At 35.0% G+C, this 21,567-nt stretch carries 24 protein-coding genes; 22 read left to right on the forward strand and 2 right to left on the reverse strand.

Annotation, left to right across the window (positions count from 1 at the left end; translation table 11 throughout):
• Window positions 1-55: 55 nt before the first annotated feature.
• On the reverse strand, window positions 56-3,289 hold the full coding sequence (locus tag DRF59_RS08170; protein ID WP_115958581.1) for a S8/S53 family peptidase: 3,234 nt from the start codon (window positions 3,287-3,289) through the stop codon (window positions 56-58).
• 146 nt (window positions 3,290-3,435) lie between these two features.
• Between DRF59_RS08170 and DRF59_RS08175 the strand changes: the two genes are divergently transcribed.
• The 12 genes from DRF59_RS08175 to DRF59_RS08220 all read left to right on the forward strand — a co-directional run bounded on the left by DRF59_RS08175 (window position 3,436) and on the right by DRF59_RS08220 (window position 13,833).
• Window positions 3,436-4,014, forward strand: a complete 579-nt coding sequence (locus DRF59_RS08175) for a HupE/UreJ family protein (RefSeq protein WP_115958583.1) — start codon at window positions 3,436-3,438, stop codon at window positions 4,012-4,014.
• A gap of 67 nt (window positions 4,015-4,081) precedes the next feature.
• Window positions 4,082-6,472, forward strand: a complete 2,391-nt coding sequence (locus DRF59_RS08180) for a M1 family metallopeptidase (RefSeq protein WP_115958585.1) — start codon at window positions 4,082-4,084, stop codon at window positions 6,470-6,472.
• A gap of 117 nt (window positions 6,473-6,589) precedes the next feature.
• Complete coding sequence (locus tag DRF59_RS20735; RefSeq protein ID WP_157967443.1) at window positions 6,590-6,736, forward strand: hypothetical protein; 147 nt, start codon at window positions 6,590-6,592, stop codon at window positions 6,734-6,736.
• A gap of 78 nt (window positions 6,737-6,814) precedes the next feature.
• Window positions 6,815-7,537 (forward strand): DUF3108 domain-containing protein, encoded by a 723-nt coding sequence (locus DRF59_RS08185; RefSeq protein WP_115958587.1) that lies wholly within the window; start codon window positions 6,815-6,817, stop codon window positions 7,535-7,537.
• A 183-nt stretch (window positions 7,538-7,720) separates the two neighbouring features.
• On the forward strand, window positions 7,721-7,861 hold the full coding sequence (locus DRF59_RS20910; RefSeq protein WP_167456661.1) for a hypothetical protein: 141 nt from the start codon (window positions 7,721-7,723) through the stop codon (window positions 7,859-7,861).
• 164 nt (window positions 7,862-8,025) lie between these two features.
• A complete protein-coding gene (locus DRF59_RS08190) occupies window positions 8,026-8,304 on the forward strand; it encodes a co-chaperone GroES (protein WP_115958589.1) in 279 nt (92 codons plus the stop codon).
• 33 nt (window positions 8,305-8,337) lie between these two features.
• Window positions 8,338-8,697 (forward strand): four helix bundle protein, encoded by a 360-nt coding sequence (locus DRF59_RS08195; protein ID WP_115958591.1) that lies wholly within the window; start codon window positions 8,338-8,340, stop codon window positions 8,695-8,697.
• Between the two features lie 55 nt (window positions 8,698-8,752).
• Window positions 8,753-10,378 (forward strand): chaperonin GroEL, encoded by a 1,626-nt coding sequence (gene groL, locus DRF59_RS08200; RefSeq protein ID WP_115958593.1) that lies wholly within the window; start codon window positions 8,753-8,755, stop codon window positions 10,376-10,378.
• A 219-nt stretch (window positions 10,379-10,597) separates the two neighbouring features.
• Window positions 10,598-11,392 carry a hypothetical protein gene (locus DRF59_RS08205; protein ID WP_115958595.1) on the forward strand — a complete coding sequence of 265 codons (795 nt, stop codon included), beginning with the start codon at window positions 10,598-10,600 and terminating at the stop codon, window positions 11,390-11,392.
• Between the two features lie 325 nt (window positions 11,393-11,717).
• Window positions 11,718-12,182 (forward strand): hypothetical protein, encoded by a 465-nt coding sequence (locus DRF59_RS08210; RefSeq protein WP_123873667.1) that lies wholly within the window; start codon window positions 11,718-11,720, stop codon window positions 12,180-12,182.
• Between the two features lie 87 nt (window positions 12,183-12,269).
• Window positions 12,270-12,911: a hypothetical protein gene (locus tag DRF59_RS08215; protein ID WP_115958599.1), complete on the forward strand. Its 642-nt coding sequence runs from the start codon at window positions 12,270-12,272 to the stop codon at window positions 12,909-12,911.
• A gap of 58 nt (window positions 12,912-12,969) precedes the next feature.
• On the forward strand, window positions 12,970-13,833 hold the full coding sequence (locus DRF59_RS08220) for a hypothetical protein (RefSeq protein ID WP_115958601.1): 864 nt from the start codon (window positions 12,970-12,972) through the stop codon (window positions 13,831-13,833).
• A 79-nt stretch (window positions 13,834-13,912) separates the two neighbouring features.
• Here DRF59_RS08220 and DRF59_RS08225 read toward each other — a convergent pair whose 3' ends face one another.
• Window positions 13,913-14,137 carry a helix-turn-helix domain-containing protein gene (locus DRF59_RS08225; protein WP_115958603.1) on the reverse strand — a complete coding sequence of 75 codons (225 nt, stop codon included), beginning with the start codon at window positions 14,135-14,137 and terminating at the stop codon, window positions 13,913-13,915.
• Between the two features lie 606 nt (window positions 14,138-14,743).
• Between DRF59_RS08225 and DRF59_RS08230 the strand changes: the two genes are divergently transcribed.
• The 10 genes from DRF59_RS08230 to DRF59_RS08275 all read left to right on the forward strand — a co-directional run bounded on the left by DRF59_RS08230 (window position 14,744) and on the right by DRF59_RS08275 (window position 21,451).
• Window positions 14,744-15,268 (forward strand): hypothetical protein, encoded by a 525-nt coding sequence (locus DRF59_RS08230; RefSeq protein ID WP_115958605.1) that lies wholly within the window; start codon window positions 14,744-14,746, stop codon window positions 15,266-15,268.
• A 144-nt stretch (window positions 15,269-15,412) separates the two neighbouring features.
• Window positions 15,413-15,793, forward strand: a complete 381-nt coding sequence (locus tag DRF59_RS08235; protein WP_115958607.1) for a hypothetical protein — start codon at window positions 15,413-15,415, stop codon at window positions 15,791-15,793.
• Window positions 15,794-16,095: 302 nt separating this feature from the next.
• Window positions 16,096-16,677, forward strand: coding sequence for a hypothetical protein (locus DRF59_RS08240; RefSeq protein WP_123873668.1), 582 nt, complete (start codon window positions 16,096-16,098; stop codon window positions 16,675-16,677).
• Between the two features lie 32 nt (window positions 16,678-16,709).
• Window positions 16,710-16,898, forward strand: a complete 189-nt coding sequence (locus DRF59_RS08245; protein ID WP_123873669.1) for a hypothetical protein — start codon at window positions 16,710-16,712, stop codon at window positions 16,896-16,898.
• Window positions 16,899-17,075: 177 nt separating this feature from the next.
• The gene (locus tag DRF59_RS08250; RefSeq protein ID WP_123873670.1) at window positions 17,076-18,248 is read left to right on the forward strand and encodes a T9SS C-terminal target domain-containing protein; all 1,173 of its coding nucleotides are present in this window, start codon (window positions 17,076-17,078) and stop codon (window positions 18,246-18,248) included.
• An 81-nt stretch (window positions 18,249-18,329) separates the two neighbouring features.
• The gene (locus DRF59_RS08255; RefSeq protein ID WP_115958614.1) at window positions 18,330-18,722 is read left to right on the forward strand and encodes a DUF5071 domain-containing protein; all 393 of its coding nucleotides are present in this window, start codon (window positions 18,330-18,332) and stop codon (window positions 18,720-18,722) included.
• Between the two features lie 91 nt (window positions 18,723-18,813).
• Entirely contained in the window at window positions 18,814-19,491 is a 678-nt protein-coding gene (locus DRF59_RS08260; RefSeq protein WP_123873671.1) for a hypothetical protein, read from the forward strand.
• 87 nt (window positions 19,492-19,578) lie between these two features.
• The gene (locus DRF59_RS08265; RefSeq protein WP_115958618.1) at window positions 19,579-20,124 is read left to right on the forward strand and encodes a hypothetical protein; all 546 of its coding nucleotides are present in this window, start codon (window positions 19,579-19,581) and stop codon (window positions 20,122-20,124) included.
• A gap of 7 nt (window positions 20,125-20,131) precedes the next feature.
• Complete coding sequence (locus tag DRF59_RS08270; protein ID WP_115958620.1) at window positions 20,132-20,791, forward strand: DUF2461 domain-containing protein; 660 nt, start codon at window positions 20,132-20,134, stop codon at window positions 20,789-20,791.
• A 78-nt stretch (window positions 20,792-20,869) separates the two neighbouring features.
• A complete protein-coding gene (locus DRF59_RS08275) occupies window positions 20,870-21,451 on the forward strand; it encodes a hypothetical protein (RefSeq protein WP_115958622.1) in 582 nt (193 codons plus the stop codon).
• Window positions 21,452-21,567: the final 116 nt, after the last annotated feature.

Genomic DNA, 21,567 nt, shown 5'->3' on the forward strand with positions numbered 1-21,567 from the left:
AAAAGCAACAGTAAATAACTGTTGCTTTCCTGATTACTATTTTTACTAGCCGTATTTATTGTTTAATTACTTTTTTAGTAACAACGGTTTTGTCATTTAGTGTGATGGTAAACATATATACGCCTTTTACAAATGCAGAAACATCAATTTTATTTGATCCTGCATCTACATGTACAGTTTTAACCAGTTTTCCTGATCCATCATGAATAACCACCATTCCTTTAGAATATGTTCCCAACATCACATTTACTATATCCTTAGCCGGATTTGGAATGACATTAACTTCAGAGTTTAACTTAACATCAGCAGTACCCAGGGCCGAATTTGTTCTCACAAAATACCCTCCGAATCCTGAAGAGTGAAAACTCACTTCCCAGTATTGATAGGTTTCATTCCATACTACATCAGCAATATTGGGAGTAATAATAGTTGCTGCACTGCCAAAAGAGTCGACTGTTCCGGTATTTCCGGCACTTGTCCCAGCATATTTTTCAATAATAATGTTTGCTTTATTTGCGTTATCTGTGGGTGAGGTTGGCAATTTTATTCCATTTGTCACATTGTACGCATCAAACTCAGCCTGTGTAAAATATAAAGTGACCTTACCGGTTGCTGTTGCAGCATTGGCAGCCGAATTTATTTCATATCTTCTTGAAACATAATTTGGCTGTACATTATCTACCCATACTTTTGAGGTTATATTTCCCGTTACCGTACTTGCTGTTTCCTTTTCCACTCTTGAAATCAGCTGGCAGGCATTGGTAAAATAATTATATCCTGACAATACAGGTCCCGTCTTAGTCTGATTAGAGACAGCAAGGTTCTTCACTTCCGCTACATTTTCATAAACAGTAGCTCTCATCTTAAGATCAAAAGTCCTTGTTGTCCAGGTGGCTCCGTCAGTTGATGTTTTACTTCTTCCGTTTACCACAACAGATTCACTTTTCATTGCAACCTTTCCACCAAGCCCATTAAGTACGATAAAAAAGTCTTTACCAGTAACCATCTGAATATTTAAATCAGAAAGATCTACATAGTTCCAGGTAAATCTCTGAATATCATTCACCCATGATGAAACTGTCTTTGCAGCTATAACATCACCAGGATCTCCGTTACCATTTACTTTTCTTATTTGAATATCTACCGCCATATCACTAGGAATTGCAGATGTCCCTGTTAAAAATGAAAACCCTCCCAGTTTCCCTGTTAACGTTGGCGTATACCTAACAGCAAAAGCTGTATTATCAAAATAATAATTATTTTCCGTATTGGCAATAACATAAGGCTCATCATAAGCTACCATCTCAAAATCAGATTCTACACAACTCAATTCGTCAGTAACCGCTTTATAAATATCCAGTTTACCATAGCCCCATCTTGTATTGGGAATAGCTCCTACAGCACTATCTCTTCTGGCGTTAGCAGTAAGACGGGATTTTACCTGTGCTGCTGTTAATGCCGGATTGGCCTGAAGTAATAACCCTACTGCTCCAGCAACTCCTGGTGAAGACATGCTTGTCCCCTGATTCTTCACATAATAATCTGTTCCCCATATGATATTTGAAGGAGCGGGAGCAGAACTAACCGATCTTGAAGAAATAACATTTTGTCCGGAAGCTGTTATATCTGGTTTTAGGAATCCGTCTGTTCTTGGTCCCTGTGCACTGAACGAAGATATTGACTCCTGAGGGGTAAGCGTATAATAGCCACCAGGCAAAGAAGTATACCAACTAGCCCTTCCCATATAAGAGGCTACTGTAATGGCATTAGATGCATTTCCCGGAGAGCCTACAATATATTCGTTATCTCCGTCTTGCAATTCTGTTGGTACACCTTTATAATACAACCAGCCATGGGTATTGATAGTCTTTGTTCCATTATTTGTGATTTCAAGAGTATAGGTCCCCTGACAATTGGCTGTGGATCCGACATTCCTGCTTATCTCCAACTTAACAAAGCGTTTATGGTTATCTGTACTCCAGTAATTATACATTGATGCTGTAAATTCTCCTCCCAATATACTATGATCTGTATTGCTACTTACATTTTGCATATATTGCTGTCCATCAGGAGTGATCAGTTTCGCAGTAACTTCGCCATCATCATCTGCAAACATTATAAATGAGAATACTGAATTAGCAGAAGTGTTACTGTCTACGGTAAAGGTATAAGATTGCGTTGCGTCTTGTGCTATGTCAACTTTTCTGTGAAGATTAGCACCATAATCATTTCCTGCAGAAATGACCACCACTCTTCCGGGAGCTGATGTTGTGAAATCATTAACCGCCACTTCGTGAGAAGAAGTTCCATCATGTGCACTTAACTGCCCTCCTATGCTCATATTAACTACAATAGGCTTATTTAATGCAGTTGCCACATTCTGGAAATAGGTTAAAGCGTTAATGGTATTAGTTGTCGGAAAGGATCCGTTCCCACCTTTTACAAAGACAATATCTGCTTCAGACGAGAAACCTTTATGTCTTTTATCTGCAAAAGCAGCTCCATTGCCGGCTACAGTACCAGCTACATGTGTACCATGTCCGTTAATATCATTTTCCCGGACAAAACCTGTCGGAGTGCCATCCAGCTCATCTTCAATATGAGCTCTTGTATACTCTACTCCTGTAGCAAACCCGGCTGGAGGAGCTTCACCTCCCTGAGCTGTTAAGGTCTGATCCCAGATAGATACTATTCTACTTTTTGTCTGGTCATCAGCTTTCCTGAAATCGGGATGCTTCCAGTCTATTCCGGTATCATAAATTCCGACCAGAATACCTGTTCCATTGTAAGCTGTATTATTAAAAATACCATCCTGCAACAAACTCGCCCCTGACTGAGCTCTGCTTACATCATTATGAAGCCCGTCAAATGTAGGTGCCATTACAGAGCTAACATAGGGAAGCTGCATAAGTCTCTCAATATCTTCAATACTTACCAGAGCTGTAGAAAATGCAGGAAGCTGGCTTTGTACTAAAAAGCCATCAGACTTCAGTTTTTCAGGTTCATTCGTATAAATAATGCATGAATACATCGTTTGTGCCCCTTTAGAAGTTACCACCAAATGCTGATCCAGCTTCATCTCAGGCCGCTCCAGCTCTTTGATTGCATTTCCTCTTAGCAGGTTCTCTTTATTTCTCAGTAAAATATCAAACCGTGAATCTAGTTTTTGTACTTGTCCATAAAAAGGACAAGAGTAAAATCCTAAAAAAGCGATTACAGCACTCCTTAGAAACTTCGCTCCTATAAGCGAAATGTTTACTTTTGTAAAAAATAATTTTTTAATTTTCATCTCGTGTTATTTTAACAGTGCAATTATACTATATTTAATTAATAATCACAAAATTTAAAAATAATTCAACACAATACCCAATTATTACAATTTTAAATACTTTATATTCATTAAAAAATAAAAATATTTTAATATAAAAAACTAATATGCAGGATTTTCTTTTTTACCTAAACCTTGGCTGGGAACATATTATTTCCCTGGATGCCTTAGACCATCAATTGTTTGTTTTGGCATTAATCGCGGTTTACTCATACAGTGACTGGAAAAAAATACTGATTCTTGTCACTGCATTTACAATCGGACATTCTATAACCTTAGCTTTAAGCATTCTGGATGTTTTCAGAGTTCCGTCTGATTGGGTTGAATTTTTAATCCCTTTAACCATTGTGCTTACTTCACTGGATAACATTCTGATGAAAAATCAAAAACAAACCTTAATGAGGGCTAATTATTATCTTGCTCTTATTTTTGGACTTGTACACGGAATGGGCTTTGCCAATACAGCAAGAGTAATGATTTCAAAAAGTCAGAGCATTGCTGTTCCGCTTTTAGGATTCAATATTGGTCTCGAACTGGGGCAGATTGTTATTGTTTTTGCTATTCTGGTCCTTCTTTTTATTTTACTTAACGTTTTTAAGGTCAATAAAAAAGACTGGATTCTTTTTGTTTCTTCCGGAGTATTTGCCTTATCCCTGAAAATGACTTTAGAAAGAATTCCTTTTTAAACCTGAAATATTTTAATTATTTCAACTGCTAATTACTATATTTGATAATTATTAAACCATTTCGGCTATGAAGCTTAAAGTTGTTACACTTTCACTTTCTGTATTGGCATATACAGGTTTCACCGCACAAAATATTCAGAATAATCCGGGCAGCAACCATGGAAATAAATTTGAGCAGCTTGGTACTATTCTTCCTACTCCCAATATCTACAGGACTGCTTCCGGAGCTCCGGGGCATGGATATTGGCAAAACAGGGCTGACTATAATATTACAGCCTACCTGGATGAAGACAAGAGAAACCTGAAAGGCTCAGAAACCATCACCTATTACAACAACTCTCCTGATGACCTGGATTACATCTGGCTTCAGCTGGATGAAAATGAGCAGTCAAATATAAAAAACGCCGGTTATGACACTTCGTCTGTACTTCATCCTTCAACCAATGATCAGGAGCTGAAAGTAACCGAGCTACCTGTAAAGGATAATGGCTATGGCGTTAATCTTGAAAAAGTAACCGATGTTTCAGGAAACCCTTTAAAATATACCGTCAATAAAACCATGATGCGTATCGATCTTCCGAAAGTATTAAAAAAGGGAGAAAAGATTATATTCAAAGTAGACTGGAACTATAATATCCCGAACAGGATCAAGATGGGCGGCCGTGGAGGCTATGAAAATTTTGCCGAAGATGGAAATGACCTTTATACCATGACCCAATGGTATCCAAGAATGTGTGTCTACAGTGACTTTCAGGGATGGCAGAATCATCAGTTTACCGGAAGAGGTGAATTTGCCCTCGTATTCGGGGATTTTAAGGTATCTGTGAATGTTCCTGCTGATCATATTGTAGGAGGAACAGGAGAATGTAAAAATTATGATCAGGTGCTGTCTTCGGATCAGCTTGCAAGATACAGAAAAGCTGAAAGCGCAACTGAGCCCATAGAAATTGTGACTTTGGACGAAGCTAAAAAAGCTGAAAAAAACCACTCTAAACAGAGAAAGACCTGGATCTTTGAAGCCAGCAATGTAAGGGATTTTGCATGGACCTCTTCCAGGAAATTTGTTTGGGACGGCATGCGGGTAACAATTCCTGAAAACAATAATAAAGTAATGGCCATGAGTTTTTATCCGAAAGAAGCATATGGACTTTACAGAAAATTTTCCACAAAAGCGGTAGCGCATACCATTAAAACCTATTCGGAATTTACCATCCCCTATCCGTACCCTGTTGCACAATCTGTAGAAGCAGCCAACGGAATGGAATATCCGATGATCTGTTTCAACTTCGGAAGAACTGAAAAAGACGGGACCTATTCTGAAGGGATCAAAAACGGGATGATTGGTGTCATCATTCATGAAGTAGGACACAACTTCTTCCCGATGATCATCAATTCAGATGAAAGGCAATGGGCATGGATGGACGAAGGTCTTAATACATTTGTTGAATATCTTACAGAGGAAAAGTGGGATAATAAGTTCCCATCTAAAAGAGGACCGGCCTGGACAATTGTGGATTATATGAAACTTCCGAAAGATCAGCTGGAACCTATTATGAGCAATTCCGAAAATATTGTTCAGTACGGGCCGAACGCTTATTCAAAACCGGCTACCGGCCTGAATATACTTCGTGAAACCATCATGGGAAGAGAGCTTTTTGATAAGGCATTCAAAACCTATTCAAAAAGATGGGCATTCAAACATCCCGAGCCCGCTGACCTTTTCCGTACCATGGAAGACGCCAGTGGTGAAGACCTTGACTGGTTCTGGAGAGGCTGGTTCTACGGAACAGATCCTGTGGATATTGCTATTGATAAAGTAACGGTATCTACCCCCGATCTGAATACTCCGCCTAAAGAAGCAAAAGAAATAAAATATCAGGTTGAAAAACCATTGGTAAACAGCTTTGAGGATATTTCGAAAATCAGAAACAGGGAAGACAAGAATATTACTTTCTATGTAGAGAAAGACAAAGATGCGCAGGATTTTTATTACCGGTACGACAGAGGACAGGAACAAGTTGACAATAATAAAGAATACAGCATCAGAACTGAGGAAGGCTCTTCACTGAGTGCAAAGGATAAAGACAAGTTTAAAAATATTACCGCTTATCAGATAGACTTTGCCAATAAAGGAGGACTGGTAATGCCAATCATCCTTGAGTTCACCTTTGAAGATGGGACAAAAGCATATGACAAATCTTCTGCTCAGATATGGAGGCTTAATGAACAGAAAGTTTCAAAAACATACTATTTCGACAAAAAATTAAAGTCAATCCAGCTCGATCCGATGAGAGAAACAGCAGACATAGATACTTCAAACAACTTCTGGAGCAGCAACGGAACAAATACTGAAGTTTCAAAATTCCAGCTCTTCAAACAAAAGCAGGAAGGAGGTCCTGTAAGAGGAGGCTCCACCGGAAAAGTAAATCCTATGCAGGCTGCCGGAAAGAAATCATAAATAAAAAAACTGCCTTAAGGCAGTTTTTTTATTGTGTATTTATTATTTATCTCTTTAGTCTCAAAACGGTCAGATCCAGACTCCTGCTTGCTTACTTTATTTTTACTTTAAACAGATTTGAAAAAATCGCTGACAGATATTGTCCTTCTTTCCAGCATTGACCGTTTTATGAATGAGACCCGTTCTGTAACCAACCTTATAGAAATTGTAGTGGCCGGAACTGTTATTTCAAAGCTCACCCGCAAAAAGGCTTTCATTATCTGATAATATCGAAAATTCTGAAAAAGCATCATACCACTGTAACATTCTGAAAATCAACACTACTTATTGTTTAAAAAGACCATGAAAATATTTCTTTTCCTTTTAGCAATGAGCAGTACTCATTTCTTTTCACAAAAGTTACTGACTCCCGGAAATACCGGGATTGATTCCCGATTGATAAAAGATGAAGTTTCCAAAGCCATCTGGTATGCTGAAAATGCGCGTCAGAAAATTGAAATTGGCAGTATTACCACCCAGCTTCAGAGATTAAATACAACGGATCTGCTGATCAGGACGATTGTAGAAATGAAACAGCTGCCCAATGCAAAATGGACAGATTCCACTATTGTTAAGTTTTCAGATTTTTCACCGGTCTACCATTCATCCTATAATGCAATGAGAGATATGGTTCTCAGATCCGGAAAGAATACAGTTACCGGATATTACCTGGATAAAAAAACAGCAAAAAAAGACCTCATTGACATTCCTGCCACAGGCTACTTTGACAGCAGCAGTTATCCGGCTCTGATACGGTTCCTGCCTTTACAGGAAAAGTATACTGCAGAGCTCTCTATTTTTGATTATAACCCGAATGCCGCTAAAAAAGGGATAATGAAGGCGTATGTGCAAAGTACAGGAAAAGGGAATTACCTGAACAAGGATGTATGGATCGTAAAGACCACCGATGATATTTCGGATAAGACAGCCACTGTCACCTATTATATTGACACCACAACACGCAGGATCCTGAAACAGGATATGGAAACAGCAGGAAGAAAAATGTCCCTGGAAACTGTTGAATAGCAGATCTTAATTCCGTTAAACACTAACAGCCAGACCAATACATATACAAATCACTACAAATCGTCTACACACAACAGTGATATATCCGTTAAAAAGATCTATCTTTGATCTGCCATCAGATACGAATTGTCAAAAACCTGATTGACATAAAATGTTCAGGAATCCAAAACTAAAATATTACTTATGAAAAATGCCAAATTACTAAGCAGAGATGCTCAGAAAACAGTTAGTGGCGGAAATGCAACCGCCAGACTTGTATGCTGCGAACGAGATGATAGCGGAAAATGTATCCTTTGGATTGGACCGGGACAACACTGCCCTTAGTCTGATCTTTTCATAACAATTCAGATCAAGCCGGGAGTTTTCCGGCTTTTTTTCTGCCAAATTTTCACACTTGAAAATAAAAAATCTGCCATTTCATCCATCACAGTCTCATGGCATACATTTAGAGAATTACAAGACAGAAATAATTAAAAAATAAATATATTATGTCAGTAAACTTTAAACCATTGGCAGACAGAGTTCTGGTAGAGCCAATCGCAGCAGAAACTAAAACAGCTTCAGGTATTATTATCCCGGATACTGCAAAGGAAAAGCCGCAAGAAGGTACTGTAGTGGCAGTAGGTCCTGGTAAAAAAGATGAACCTACAACAGTTCAGGTAGGTGACAAAGTTCTTTATGGAAAATATTCAGGTTCTGAATTAAAGTTGGATGGAAAAGATTATTTAATCGTAAGAGAGTCTGACTTATTGGGAATCATTGGGTAAAAGCAGCAGGCATTAAGCTATAAGCAGTAGGCAATGAGAGACTACAAAAAATATGATACCTGGAAAATTTCTCATGAATTGGTAAAAGAAATTTATATTATTTCTGAAAATTTTCCTAAATCTGAGCTTTTTGGTCTTACTTCTCAAATAAGAAGGGCAGCTGTTTCTATTCCTACCAATATCGCAGAAGGCTGTGGTAGATCCACAGATAAAGAATTTGCAAGATTTATAGAAATAAGTATAGGTTCTACAAACGAAACCGAATATCTTCTTTTTCTTTCTTGTGATTTAGGATTTACTTCTGAAGATAAAATAGCAGCACTTAATGCAACGCTCAATTTAACCCGACAAAAACTTATACAACTTAGAAAAAAATTATTAAATAATAATTAATTGCTAAAGGTAAAAAGCTTATCGCTTAAAGCCTATAGCCTAAAGCTTAAAAATTATGGCAAAAGAAATAAAATTCGATATTGAATCAAGAGACGCTTTAAAGAGAGGTGTAGATGCATTGGCTAATGCAGTAAAAGTAACTTTAGGTCCTAAAGGGAGAAACGTAGTAATCGAAAAATCTTTCGGTGCTCCGCATGTAACTAAGGATGGTGTTTCTGTAGCAAAAGAAATCGAACTTGAAGATAAGGTAGAAAATATGGGAGCTCAGATGGTAAAAGAAGTGGCTTCCAAAACTAACGATATTGCAGGAGATGGTACTACTACCGCTACTGTATTGGCACAGGCCATCGTAAGAGAAGGTCTTAAGAACGTAGCTGCAGGTGCTAACCCTATGGATCTTAAAAGAGGGATCGACAAAGCGGTAACTGCTGTTGTTGAAAACCTTAAATCTCAATCTCAGGAGGTTGGAGATTCTTCAGAAAAAATCAAGCAGGTTGCTTCTATCTCTGCTAACAATGACGATACGATCGGTTCTTTAATCGCTGAGGCTTTCGGAAAAGTTGGTAAAGAAGGAGTAATCACTGTAGAAGAAGCTAAAGGTACTGATACAACGGTAGATGTTGTAGAAGGTATGCAGTTCGACAGAGGATACCAGTCACCTTACTTCGTGACAAACCCTGAGAAAATGTTAGCTGAACTTGAAAACCCATATATCCTTTTAGTAGAGAAGAAAATCTCTTCAATGAAAGAATTGTTACCGGTTCTTGAGCCAATTGCACAAGGTGGTAAATCTCTATTAATTATCTCTGAAGAGGTGGAAGGTGAAGCTTTAGCTACTTTGGTGGTAAACAAATTAAGAGGGTCTCTTAAAATTGCTGCTGTAAAAGCTCCTGGATTCGGAGACAGAAGAAAAGCAATGTTAGAAGATATCGCGATCCTTACAGGTGGACAGGTGATCTCTGAAGAGCAAGGTTTCACTATGGAAAACATCTCTTTGGATATGCTTGGAACTGCTGAGAAAGTAACGATCGACAAAGACAACACAACGGTTGTAAACGGTGGTGGTGATGAAGCGAAAATCAAAGGAAGAGTAGCTCAGATCAAAGCTCAGATGGAAACTACAACTTCTGACTATGACAGAGAAAAACTTCAGGAAAGATTAGCTAAGTTAGCTGGTGGTGTTGCTGTACTTTACGTAGGTGCTGCTTCTGAAGTGGAAATGAAAGAGAAAAAAGACAGAGTAGATGATGCCCTACACGCTACAAGAGCAGCTGTAGAAGAAGGTATCGTTGCTGGTGGTGGTGTTGCTTTAGTAAGAGCAATCTCTTCACTTGACAATCTTTCAGGATCTAACGCTGACGAAACTACAGGTATCAAAATCGTGAAAAGAGCGATCGAAGAGCCATTAAGACAAATCGTTGCCAATGCAGGTGGTGAAGGTTCTGTAATCGTTGCTAAAGTAGCAGAAGGAAACGGAGACTTCGGATACAACGCGAAAACTGACGAGTACGTTCACATGCTTGAAGCAGGGATCATTGACCCAACTAAAGTAACAAGAGTTGCCCTTGAAAACGCAGCTTCTGTTTCCGGAATGCTTCTTACCACTGAATGTGTAATCACTGAAGTGAAAAAAGACGAACCAGCTATGCCAATGGGTGGTGGAATGCCAGGAATGATGTAGTAGCGTAAGCTAAGACAAATTTAATATACTAACCGTTCTGCTTTTGTAGGACGGTTTTTTGTTTGGATTACGGTTTTCCGCAATGAAATAGTATATTTATATTTTATATTTAATGATTAACAAATAGATAGGTAAAATCTAAACAACATTAGCGCAATTGTGTATGTATGATATTTGCACAATGCATAATTTTTTTGTTAGTCCTAATTTTATAACAATATGACAAAAGAAGAAATTTTAGAAGCAATTTCAAAATCAGGTTATTTATTTGAATCAGAAATCGTTAAACATTTATCAAATTCCGGATATTTTGTGGATTCAAATGTTGTATTTAAAGATCCTTTAACTTTAAAAAATAGAGAAATTGATATTGTTGCTGAAACTTATGACAATACCGAAATGGGACTTTCTACAAAAATCCGATATTTTTTTGAACTTAAAAATAATTCTTATCCCCTGGTTCTATTAACAGAATTACAATTTAATCCTAATACACCTGAAGAAATTATAAAAGAAATTATAACAGTTCCTCAGAATATTAAATATGATTTATCCGATGGATATTGGAATGATTTACAGTATAATAATTTTCCATTATTTACTCAATATTGTTCATTTATAAAAAAAGGGAACAACGAAATTATGGCAACCCATCCAGACGAATTATATACAAGTTTAAATAAACTATGTTGGTATTGCGAAGATGAATTTAGAAATCATATGGAATTATTTGATGAAATGAGCACAAAATATTTTAGACATTGGCTATATCTTCCTGTTCTGCTTATCAATGATGATTTATATGAATTAACAATTGAAGATGGAAAATCTCAATTACAAGAAGTTCCATTCTCGAAATTAATGGTAAATTTTCACTATAATGATAACCCTACTTCGACAATAATATATGTTGTAACAAAATCATATTTAAATGAATTCTTACAAGATATGAATATACTTGAACAAAAAATTTCGAATGAAATGAGAGCTGCTGTAAATGGAAACTACAGCTAACATTGTATTGGCAAATGTGAGGCTAAACCTTGAAGTAAAAAAAAGACGAACCAGCTATGCCAATGGATGGTAGAATGCCTGGAATGATGTAGTAGCAAGTCGCTAAGACAAATTTAATATATAAACCGTTATGCTTTTGTGGAGCGGTTTTTTTTTATGGTTTTCCGTAAAGAAATGTTATTAATTTATCAATATATTTAATGATATAAAATCATAGAGTAAAGGTAATTTACTCCTTTAAACTTTTAAAATAGTTACAGGAAATCTTGTGCAATGTGCAAGATATTGTCAAAACATTATTCAACAATTCAACAAACTTAAGCATATGAAATTAGCCATTGTAATTGAAGGAGCTCAAAGCTCAGGAAAAACCTCTACCATATTACATTTTATAAATCAATATCAAAATCGAAAATTAAATGTAATGCGTTCTGGTTGGCAAAATATTTTTATAAACCCACATTTTCAAAATCTAAAAATCAATCCATATGTAATTTCATCATCTCCATCTGAGTCTGACAAACAATTAATTCAAAGATTTAATAAATGGTCTATTTTGCCCGATTTGATTATTATGGCAGAGCAGAATGGAGGAAAACATTACTCAAATACAATGACTTTCCTCAATGCTAATGGTTACTCAATAAATACATTTGTAATTAATAATATAAATGGATCTTTAAATTGGGAAAGATTTGATTCCAGCAATAAAGCGGCAAAACTAACTACAAGAGCAAATGAAATTATGGATTCAATAATCTTTTTTATAAAAACAAATAATATTATATAATAACCTACTACATAAAACCCTATTCTCTTAGCAAGTGTAAGGCTAGGAAGATTAGAAAATAAAGTTTTAATCAACTATAGACCATAAATGAAAACTGAAATTAGCAAAATTATTAAAGACGAGAATCTTAAAGGTTTAGTGACTGATATTAATGAAGTTTTTCTAGACTCATTCTTAGAAAGTGGTATAATAAAAGATATCCCAATTTTAGGATTAGTATCTAAGGTAATTAATATTGGCAATACAATTCAAGAAAGGCTTTATACAAAGAAATTATTGACATTTTTAAAACAGCTTGAAGATACAAAGCCAGAAGATAGAGAAAAAGAGATTAATAAAATAGATGAAAATAAAAACTATAAAACTAAAGTAGGTGAAAAATTACTATACATTATTAACGAAGCTGATGATTGTGAAAAAGCTGAATATATTGGAGTTTTATTCAAATGGTTTTTAGAACAGGAACTTTCTTATTTAGATTTTATTAGATGTGTAAATTGTATTAATAAAACTAATATTATTGATTTAAATTTTTTTATTAAAGAAGATTTTATTGAAAGCTATATCAATTCCAACATTGAAAATTATTTAAATACTGGATTAATAAATCAGGAATATAAAAATCCGTTAAATGAAAGTAATAAAAATAGATTAATCACTTATGAAAAAGCACAAATAAAATATAATATTTCTAGAGTTGGAATCTATATTAGAAAATATTTAAAATAAATAATCCGAATTTTATGAACTTCTGAAAGCAAATTACCTATAAGTTTTAATATAATCTATGAATTTATCTGACAATATTTTAAATAATTTACAAAATCTTGAAAGCAAATGTTTTTTATGTTTTTGTACTTTAGACAAGTCCAATTCTTCAAAGGAACATGTAATACCTAAATGGTTATTTAAAAAATTTAAGCACGATGATGATGGAATGAAACTTGGAAACCATACAAATTTAAGATATAAGCAACTTACAATCCCAGCGTGTAAGAATTGTAATAATTCTATACTGAGCCAAATTGAGAAAGCTTTCATTTCAATTTTAGATAATTCTTTTAAAAATTTATCGCTAGCAGAAGAATTAATAATTGCCCAATGGACATTGAAAATAATGCTTGGTACTATTTTGAAAGAAATGTCACTTGAAAAAGACATTAAAAAAGTAGGTAAAAAAATACTTTCATTTGATCAAGTTAAGGAATTATTACCCCTATTTATTTTACTTCATTCTATTTTCTATGAAACTGAATTAAAAAATAGAAAACCTTGGTCTTTGTTTATAACAAGTTTTGAAACTGAAAATTATGATTATCACTCACATTCATTTTTTAAAACAGCGAGCTTTAAATTCGGAAAAATAGGGTTCATTATAACATTTGATGATAGTTCATTTTATCAGGTAGCAGCTCAAAATTTTGAATTTAATAAATTAAGTGATATGCGATTTATTGAATTAACATATACTTTTTTTGCTCTAAGAAATTCTGAGACTAAAATTCTAATATCGAAAAAAGAATTGATTGCTAATAAATTAATAATTTCAAGTAAAAAACACTATCACAAACCAAAAATAGCTTATAGTACAAAGTATAAAAATACACTAAACTATTTGTTAAATGTTCACAAAATGAGATTTAACAAATAAATTCTAAATCCCCCGCTGCTCAAAGTTTTCCGACTTTGATCCAATAAACCCGAAGTCTAAAGACTTCGGAGATTAGTTTTTATTCTATTTTAAAATCAAATAATTCCTGAGGATGAACTTCTAAGCCTTTGGCCAGTTCTTGTATCGTTGAAATTCTTAAGTCAACCTCTCCTTTTTCTATTTTGCTGATATTACTATGGTCTACATCACATTTTTGAGCTAACTCGCGATAACTTAATCCCAACTTCTTTCTAAATTTTTCAACTCTTTTTCCAAAAGCTATTCGAAACTCAATTCTATCCATTGCAATACCATTATCAGACTAATTTGAAAATTTTACAATAAAAAAATGTAGTTGAATTGACCTACAATTAAAAAATTATTTTATATTTGTACCATAAGCTACAATAAATGTAGCTTTGCGATACTTCAAAGAAATATAGAAGCTATTGCTTAGAATCTCGCCATTGGAAACTGGTAATTTTTAGGAACGAGACGATAAGCCAGAAGCTCACGGCCTAGGCGTGGGCTCTCTTATCTGTTCCCAGGTATACCAGTACCTCAATGGCAGATATTGTAGAGTCCCATGCCGTTTTTATTTTCATGCAGTTCTTCTCTTCTACAAATCCCTTTTTCTAAGCCTGCTTAATCACATAAAGTATCATGACATGTTACAATGGAGTGTACAATCCATTGCGGCCTTCGGGCATTCTAAAACACAAATTTTTCATAAGTTTTTTTACCTGTGCAGGCAGGAAGCAGAGAAAAGCTTCTCCTGTACAGTTTTTTAACTACAAAAGAAGAATAAAACAGCCCATAAAAGATGGATGAAGCAGTTTGCTGAGCAAAATAGTTTCATCTACACTCTTTATAGCTAAAAAACTCACCATTATATTTTAAAAATACAAACATGAAAAAGAATAGAACACAGGTTGATTTCCAGGTGTGGAAAAGTGGTAAGAAGCGCCCGGCATTACAGCTGATGGAAAACTTTTTCCGGTTTAATGATCTGGAAGCCTCTAAAGAGAAACTCAACAACATCATGCATTACGCTGTAAACAGGAAGAGCTGGATCTGTGAAGATCCGGCAATGGTCTTTCAGTTTCATCAGGCCGTACGATCTTTTGTGCGTGCAGGTTACCTTATTCATCTGAAAGGAAAGAAGCGGTACATTCATACTCAGCTGGAAAATCCTTCTCCGTGGGTTCTCGGTCTGCTTTCGGAGAATGAATACCAGAATCCCCTGCTGGTCTTTAAAAAAGCATTCAAAGAATACAGTATAAAGGAGTTTGATTACTTTATGTCCGGTATTGTTTATTTCTCTATGGGAGCATATGAAAACCTGCCGGAAAAAAACATCGTGATTCCTTACATCCACCTCATCAAAATGTTGGATGCTGCACATCTTATTCTTGAAAGGAGAAAAAAGAGGTAATATTAGCTTTATAAAAAAATAACGAAAAAGGGTAATTGACAGTACTTTATGGTTTTATCAACTTTGCTTTGTTATGTTTAAGTAAGCACAACCAGCGATGCCGAAAACTGCAATACTGAAAGAGTAGGCAAAAAAATTAATATCATGTACAAAGTTTTAAATTTTAATGGCAAAAGCGGGACTTTTGAGCATCTGTCCTCATATCCCAATCTGGATGAATGCAAATCGCATGTTAAATCAAGAGGCAGCTCCCTGGATACGATTATTATTTATGAAAGCGAAAACAATCTGAGTGGTGATGAAGAAACAAAAGTAATCATGGACACCATAAAGGCAAATAACGGAAAGATATTACGGGTATATAAAGGCGTATCCATACATAAACAAGATCTGGCAGCCTGCTGTGGAGGAACCACATCCAATTGTTACTGTATCGTAACCTCTTCGGAAAGATATTGTGAAGCCGCCTATTGTGACAATACACATTGCTGGGTGGTAAGATGCCCCATTCCTTGTGGATGCTAGGAAAAATGCATAAGGTAAACAATATGCCTTTCGGATTATTTAAATAAAAACCGTTCTGATTTTTTTAGAGCGGTTTTTACTTTATATAATATCAATATAATGAATGATACGATTGTAATGCTTAGATTTGAAGTATATATAATGCCATGAAATACTCTTGCATATACCACAAATATAAAACCTGCTTTTCATTCAACCGGGCTGGAACAGCTGATTCAAAAGTGATGAGATTATCCGCACTTCTTTTTGTCTTTGCAATAATGTTAAGTTGTAAAACAAACGACTCACTAGGCCTTAAGAAAATGAGTACAAACGAACGTAATGACTATATTGCTTCCAATATAAAGGCGCGGAATGGAACAGATCTGGGTAATTTTATCTATCACATACAGGAATCTAAAATAGATCTGAAACCTTTTCATCACCCTTTAACGGATAAGCTACTTAGCTCCAATTATCCTTACGATATTTATATACTGACAAACCTGTTAGTTAACAACAAAGAATATCAAACTGAAATAGAACAGGCACTCACCTCAAAAATTAAGATCTGGGACACCGGAAACTGGTCAGAAAAATTCTGGTCTCTAATTAAAGAGTATCATCTCAATATTGAAAGACCCGGCTTCTCTGCTATGGAGAATAATTCATTAAAAAAATATAATGTTGAAGCATTCATGAAAACAAAAATTGAAAATGATGAATTAGGAAAAGAACCATTATTAATGGTCAACTGGAGTATCATCAGCTATGAAGAAGGAACGCTTATTGAAACTTTACATAAATTAAATATTAAACACATAGATTATACCCCAAAAAGCCAATCAGTCAGCTTATATGGCAAAAGAGGCATTGACGGAGTTTTAAATATTACAACCTATTGATCCTCACTATGCAAACAACAATATATAATCTAATGAAATCAAGAATTCTCTTTCTCTTTATTACATTAATATCTTACAGTTGTTCAGTGAATAAATATAATAATGTTCCTGCCCGGAATGAAATTGATCTTTCCTTTAAAAAGTTTACTGAAATAAAAAAAGAAGAAATAGATAAAAAATCAAAAGATATTACCGTACTTGCTGACGAATATAGAATGTGAGTGAAACCGCGCTGTTTTTAAGCAGAATAATTTATGTTCATCCAACTAAAAGCAATTTTAAAAATTCTCTCCAACTTTTTCCTATCTTTAAACTACTATTATTCTATTAAGTCAGTATTAAAAGAATCCTGAACCACTGAAAAAATAAAACAAAACCAAACACGAAAAGCCATACCATTGAAAACAAAATTATTATTCCTGTCATTTTTCAGCTCACTGCTGGTTCATGCGCAAACTCTTAATTTTAAAAGTCTCGCCAATATGTCTGCGGGCAGAGGAGCTACAACCAGTGTAATCGTAGATGATAATATATATGTAATGAATGGATATCAGGAAAGCGGAGGCAATGCCAACTATATTGAAAAATATAATATTACTGATAACAAATGGAGTGTTCTCAATTCTACCCTGATTCCCAAAAAATTTGCTAATTCAGAGACTTATGATAATAAAATTTATATTTTTAACGGTTGGGGAAACAGCCATCTTGAAATTGTAGACCTTGAAACCCAGAAAGTAACGAAGGGTGCTGTTAACCGTTCCTACACAGGAAATGCAGGTTCTGCCATCCATAACGGAAAAATATATGTGTTCGGCGGCAGCGGACTCAATGGCGTTGCAACCACTGTTTTTTCTGACAGGTTCCAATATTATGATATTGCTTCCAATACATGGCATCCCTTACCGGATATGCCCACCGCCAGAGAAGCAAAAGGCAAAATTGTGAATGATAAGCTGTATGTTATTGGAGGTTTTAACGGCACCTCATCCCGCCTGATCAATGTTTACGACATCAATACCAATCGCTGGACCGATCAATTTACGATGCCAGCCGTGATATCGGGACATTCATTAGCCGTATCCGGTGATAAGATTTTTATTGCAGGAGGCTATAATAATCAGACTTTTCTGGCCTATTTTGATACAACAACCAATAAATTCCATCAGTTGTCTTCCAATATGATCCCCAGAAGACATGCTGCAGCTGAAGTCTATAACAATAAATTATACATCATAGGCGGAAGTACAACGTCTGTAACCAAATCAGCTATTAAAAGTATACAGGTGGCAGATATCAGCGATAGTACACTCGCCAATACAACCAGTGATAACCGAGCTCCGGAAACAAAAGTTTATACCAAGGCATCTAAAGACGGGTTCATTATCAGCAATAAAAATAACAGCAATCAATTTGAATTTACCGTTTACTCCTTAGATGGAGAGGTGATAAGCAAGGGCTTTGCCTATTATAACAGAAATATAGATTTATCTAAAGTACAACGCGGAACTTATATTTTTAGTTTTAAAGATGAGAAAGGAGCTTTGCAGAAGATTAAAATTGTAAGATGAATAACTATATAAATAAGCAGCTTTTCATAGCGTTGAGATCAGGAAATTTTAAAGCATTAAACTTCTGTAGAGTCCTTAAAAATGATTGAAAATATTAAAGATTTAATTCCAAAAGACAAAAGCGATTTATTTACAGCCGAAAAGCTAAAACACTATTCCTATGATGACCTCAAAGAAATCATTCCGGATTTGCTTGAATGGCTGCAAGATATGAACTGGCCGGTTGCAAAAACTGTTTCAGAATATTTATTCAGCATAAATGACAAAATTACATCGGAATTACTTCCAATTCTAAAAAGTAATAAAGATGAAGTATGGAAATATTGGATTATTACTGTTTTTGGGCCTGTTACTCAATGTCCTGTTATTAAGAATGAAATAATCAGGATTGCTGTTTCTCCAACAAAAAATGAGAAGATTGAAGAAGTTCACGAAGTTGCACAGGAAATTATGAATAGCAGAAATTGGAAATAAACCCTGTATAACAACAATGCAGAACTTATATAAAAATGAAGACTTTTATAACAGATTAGAATTATAAGATGATTTATTCTAACTTGTAGATTTGAAAACTAATAACTACACTATGACTCCTCAGGAACTTGAAATATTATTAACAGAAAGAGTCCGGATATTTGATCTCAGACAGAAAGCATTTGAATCTCTGCACAAAATACTCTCTGAAGATTCTGACGAGCTTACAGGAGGCTTCGCTCCCCATGAAATTACTTTTCTTTTTGACGGATATCAATATCTGATCAAACAGCGATACAGTGAGTCTATTATCAGAGCAAAAATAGGTCTTTATGTGGAAAACGAAATGTATCCTGACAATCTGGAACCCATTGGTTATTATGATCTCGAAATGGATCTTGATGGAGAAATAGTGGATGACTCGTTTGTAATCGAAAAGGAAAAATACCTGAAAGATATTGAAATTATATCCTGTTTTCAGGAGATGAACAAAAAGATGCCATCTGAATACTTAAAAGGAAATCACAATGAATGCGAATTTGTTTCCTACATATCCTTAATCGGAACTTTATTCATCAGCAAAGAATTTGAAGGTGCAGGAATATTTGTCGACAGAGCAAATACTTATTTAAAGGATAATCCTTTACCTGATAAAGATTACTTAAAGGAATGCAGGTATTTCCTGAAAATAATGAGCCACTACTTAACAAAAAATAATTTGTTGTCAGAAAGTTTGAAACAAAGATTAGAAGAGAAACATGAAAAATAAGTCTCCATTTTTTATCCCTCCAACTTTCCCCTATATTTGTTTCAACAACGATCCGATCAATGATGAGGACATAAACCAAAAACAAATATGACAACAAAAGAAGAATTCTGGGAAAGAAAAAGAAAATTAAATGATGATTTTTTCGTGATGGGCTCCGTCGCAAAACCGGCAACAGAGGAACAAATTACGGCGTATGAAGAAAGTACAGGTTTTACATTCAGTGAAGATATTAAGGATTTCCTGACCAATTTTGGCTCCTTAATTTTTGAAGTGAAAGAAGAAGTATGGAAACGGCCTCAGGAATTTGATGTTATTCCAGCCTGGAAATTCGGATATGGCTTTTTTGTATACGGACTTTCACAGGATGAAGAAATGCCTTCCTGGATGGGCTTTGAAGAAAAACATGCCGAAGCTCTTGAATATAAAGAGAAACCTCTGGGCCAGCTTTTTTTCAAACGCAGCGGAAACTTATACAGAGCCTATACAGATAACGGAATCATAAAAATTGAATATGACAAGTATGATGAAGATGATTATGAAATTTTTGACGGAAACATCTATGATTTTTTAATCAAAGAAATTGACAAATTAGAAGAAGATTACAAAGAATATATCAACGAAGGAAAATCCTGATCCCAATATGAAAAAAGCACTCGAATTTCTCAGACAGTTAAACGAAAACAACACCCGGGAATGGTTTGCGGCACATAAATCTGAGTATGATGCCATTGTAAAAGAAAACAAAGCTTTTTTTACTCAGATCTATCATGAACTTCAGGAGCATGATCAGCTCAAAGGAATTCATATTTTCAGGATTTACAGGGACGTCCGTTTTTCAAAGGATCAGACTCCTTATAAAACCAATTTCGGAGCAGGATATTCCCGGGCGAAACCAATGCTGAGGGGCGGATATTATATTCAGCTGGAACCGGGGAATAGCTTTGTAGGAGGAGGCTTTTGGGGACCTGATGCCAAAGATCTGCTTCGTATCCGTAAAGAATTTGAAATCAGCAGTACAGAAATTGAAAAAATCATCTCAGACAAAACTTTTATAAAATATTTTGGAGAACTTAAAGGCGATTCTGTAAAAACAGCACCGCGGGGCTTTGATAAAAATCATCCCGCCATTGACCTGATCAGGAAAAAGCAATTTCTGGTAATGCGGAAATTTACTGATAAAGAAGTTTTATCAGACAACTTTCAGAAAGAAGCTCTTCAGACCCTGCTGGCTATGCGTCCTTTTTTTGATTATATGAGTGAAGTGCTGACAACGGATATGAATGGGCAACCTTTATTCTAGACACAATTGTACTGAAAAGATTTTCCGGTTCGCATACAGAATACATAATTTTGCGAAATTCCTTTATATTTAAATACCATGAAAGATTTTATATCATTATTATGCTGCTTACTGATATTGTCCTGTACTAAGAAGAATGATGAAAACAAAATTGAGAGCTACAATCCCATTCTGTTAAAGATCGGATATTACCCAACTTTTCATCTCCCTGCTGAAACCATAGTAAACTTTAATGAAAGATATTTGATTTTTTACAGTCCGGCTTCTTATTCCCCTCCACCACCGCCGCCTCCAAAAGAAAATGGAGAAGAACGGAGCATCGAAGAAGAAAACGATTATAAAAAATATTTAAATGAAAGGCCAGAATTAAAACCCTTCAAGATAAAATTGTCCAAAAATGATATTAAACGGATTCTTCGGGTATCAGAATCTTTCAAGTCAACAGATTTCAATGATAAAGATATAAAACCAGCATTTGACGGCATGACCACTAATATCATTATCCTATATTCAGATGGAAAACTGATTCAAATTAATCCGATGAATTCTCCCAATGAGAAACAAAGAGCACTATACAGAGAAGTCTTAGCCTTACTCATTGAAAAAAATACCAATAAGAACGACTCTGTTATCTTACAGAAAATAAAAGGATATTATTAAAATACTGTAGTAAATAAAGTTAACTTAAGAAAAATTTCAACTGTTTTATCTTACATCTACCTAAAATAAAAACCTGACCCTCCTCGTTTAGTATTTTTACGGAGATTTTATAATAA

Origin of the sequence: Chryseobacterium flavum (assembly GCF_003385595.1) — a bacterium.
Classification (GTDB): Bacteria; Bacteroidota; Bacteroidia; order Flavobacteriales; family Weeksellaceae; genus Chryseobacterium; species Chryseobacterium flavum.

Coding starts and splice junctions, on each gene's coding strand:
- DRF59_RS08240 (WP_123873668.1), top strand. CDS start 16,096: ATGAGTACAAACGAACGTAATGACTATATTGCTTCCAATATAAAGGCG.
- DRF59_RS08205 (WP_115958595.1), top strand. CDS start 10,598: ATGACAAAAGAAGAAATTTTAGAAGCAATTTCAAAATCAGGTTATTTA.
- DRF59_RS08245 (WP_123873669.1), top strand. CDS start 16,710: ATGAAATCAAGAATTCTCTTTCTCTTTATTACATTAATATCTTACAGT.
- DRF59_RS08265 (WP_115958618.1), top strand. CDS start 19,579: ATGACAACAAAAGAAGAATTCTGGGAAAGAAAAAGAAAATTAAATGAT.
- DRF59_RS08230 (WP_115958605.1), top strand. CDS start 14,744: ATGAAAAAGAATAGAACACAGGTTGATTTCCAGGTGTGGAAAAGTGGT.
- DRF59_RS08185 (WP_115958587.1), top strand. CDS start 6,815: ATGAAAATATTTCTTTTCCTTTTAGCAATGAGCAGTACTCATTTCTTT.
- DRF59_RS08255 (WP_115958614.1), top strand. CDS start 18,330: ATGATTGAAAATATTAAAGATTTAATTCCAAAAGACAAAAGCGATTTA.
- DRF59_RS08180 (WP_115958585.1), top strand. CDS start 4,082: ATGAAGCTTAAAGTTGTTACACTTTCACTTTCTGTATTGGCATATACA.
- DRF59_RS08275 (WP_115958622.1), top strand. CDS start 20,870: ATGAAAGATTTTATATCATTATTATGCTGCTTACTGATATTGTCCTGT.
- DRF59_RS08190 (WP_115958589.1), top strand. CDS start 8,026: ATGTCAGTAAACTTTAAACCATTGGCAGACAGAGTTCTGGTAGAGCCA.
- DRF59_RS08195 (WP_115958591.1), top strand. CDS start 8,338: ATGAGAGACTACAAAAAATATGATACCTGGAAAATTTCTCATGAATTG.
- DRF59_RS08215 (WP_115958599.1), top strand. CDS start 12,270: ATGAAAACTGAAATTAGCAAAATTATTAAAGACGAGAATCTTAAAGGT.
- DRF59_RS08210 (WP_123873667.1), top strand. CDS start 11,718: ATGAAATTAGCCATTGTAATTGAAGGAGCTCAAAGCTCAGGAAAAACC.
- DRF59_RS20910 (WP_167456661.1), top strand. CDS start 7,721: ATGAAAAATGCCAAATTACTAAGCAGAGATGCTCAGAAAACAGTTAGT.
- DRF59_RS08170 (WP_115958581.1), bottom strand. CDS start 3,289: ATGAAAATTAAAAAATTATTTTTTACAAAAGTAAACATTTCGCTTATA.
- DRF59_RS08235 (WP_115958607.1), top strand. CDS start 15,413: ATGTACAAAGTTTTAAATTTTAATGGCAAAAGCGGGACTTTTGAGCAT.
- DRF59_RS08175 (WP_115958583.1), top strand. CDS start 3,436: ATGCAGGATTTTCTTTTTTACCTAAACCTTGGCTGGGAACATATTATT.
- DRF59_RS08270 (WP_115958620.1), top strand. CDS start 20,132: ATGAAAAAAGCACTCGAATTTCTCAGACAGTTAAACGAAAACAACACC.
- groL (WP_115958593.1), top strand. CDS start 8,753: ATGGCAAAAGAAATAAAATTCGATATTGAATCAAGAGACGCTTTAAAG.
- DRF59_RS08225 (WP_115958603.1), bottom strand. CDS start 14,137: ATGGATAGAATTGAGTTTCGAATAGCTTTTGGAAAAAGAGTTGAAAAA.
- DRF59_RS08220 (WP_115958601.1), top strand. CDS start 12,970: ATGAATTTATCTGACAATATTTTAAATAATTTACAAAATCTTGAAAGC.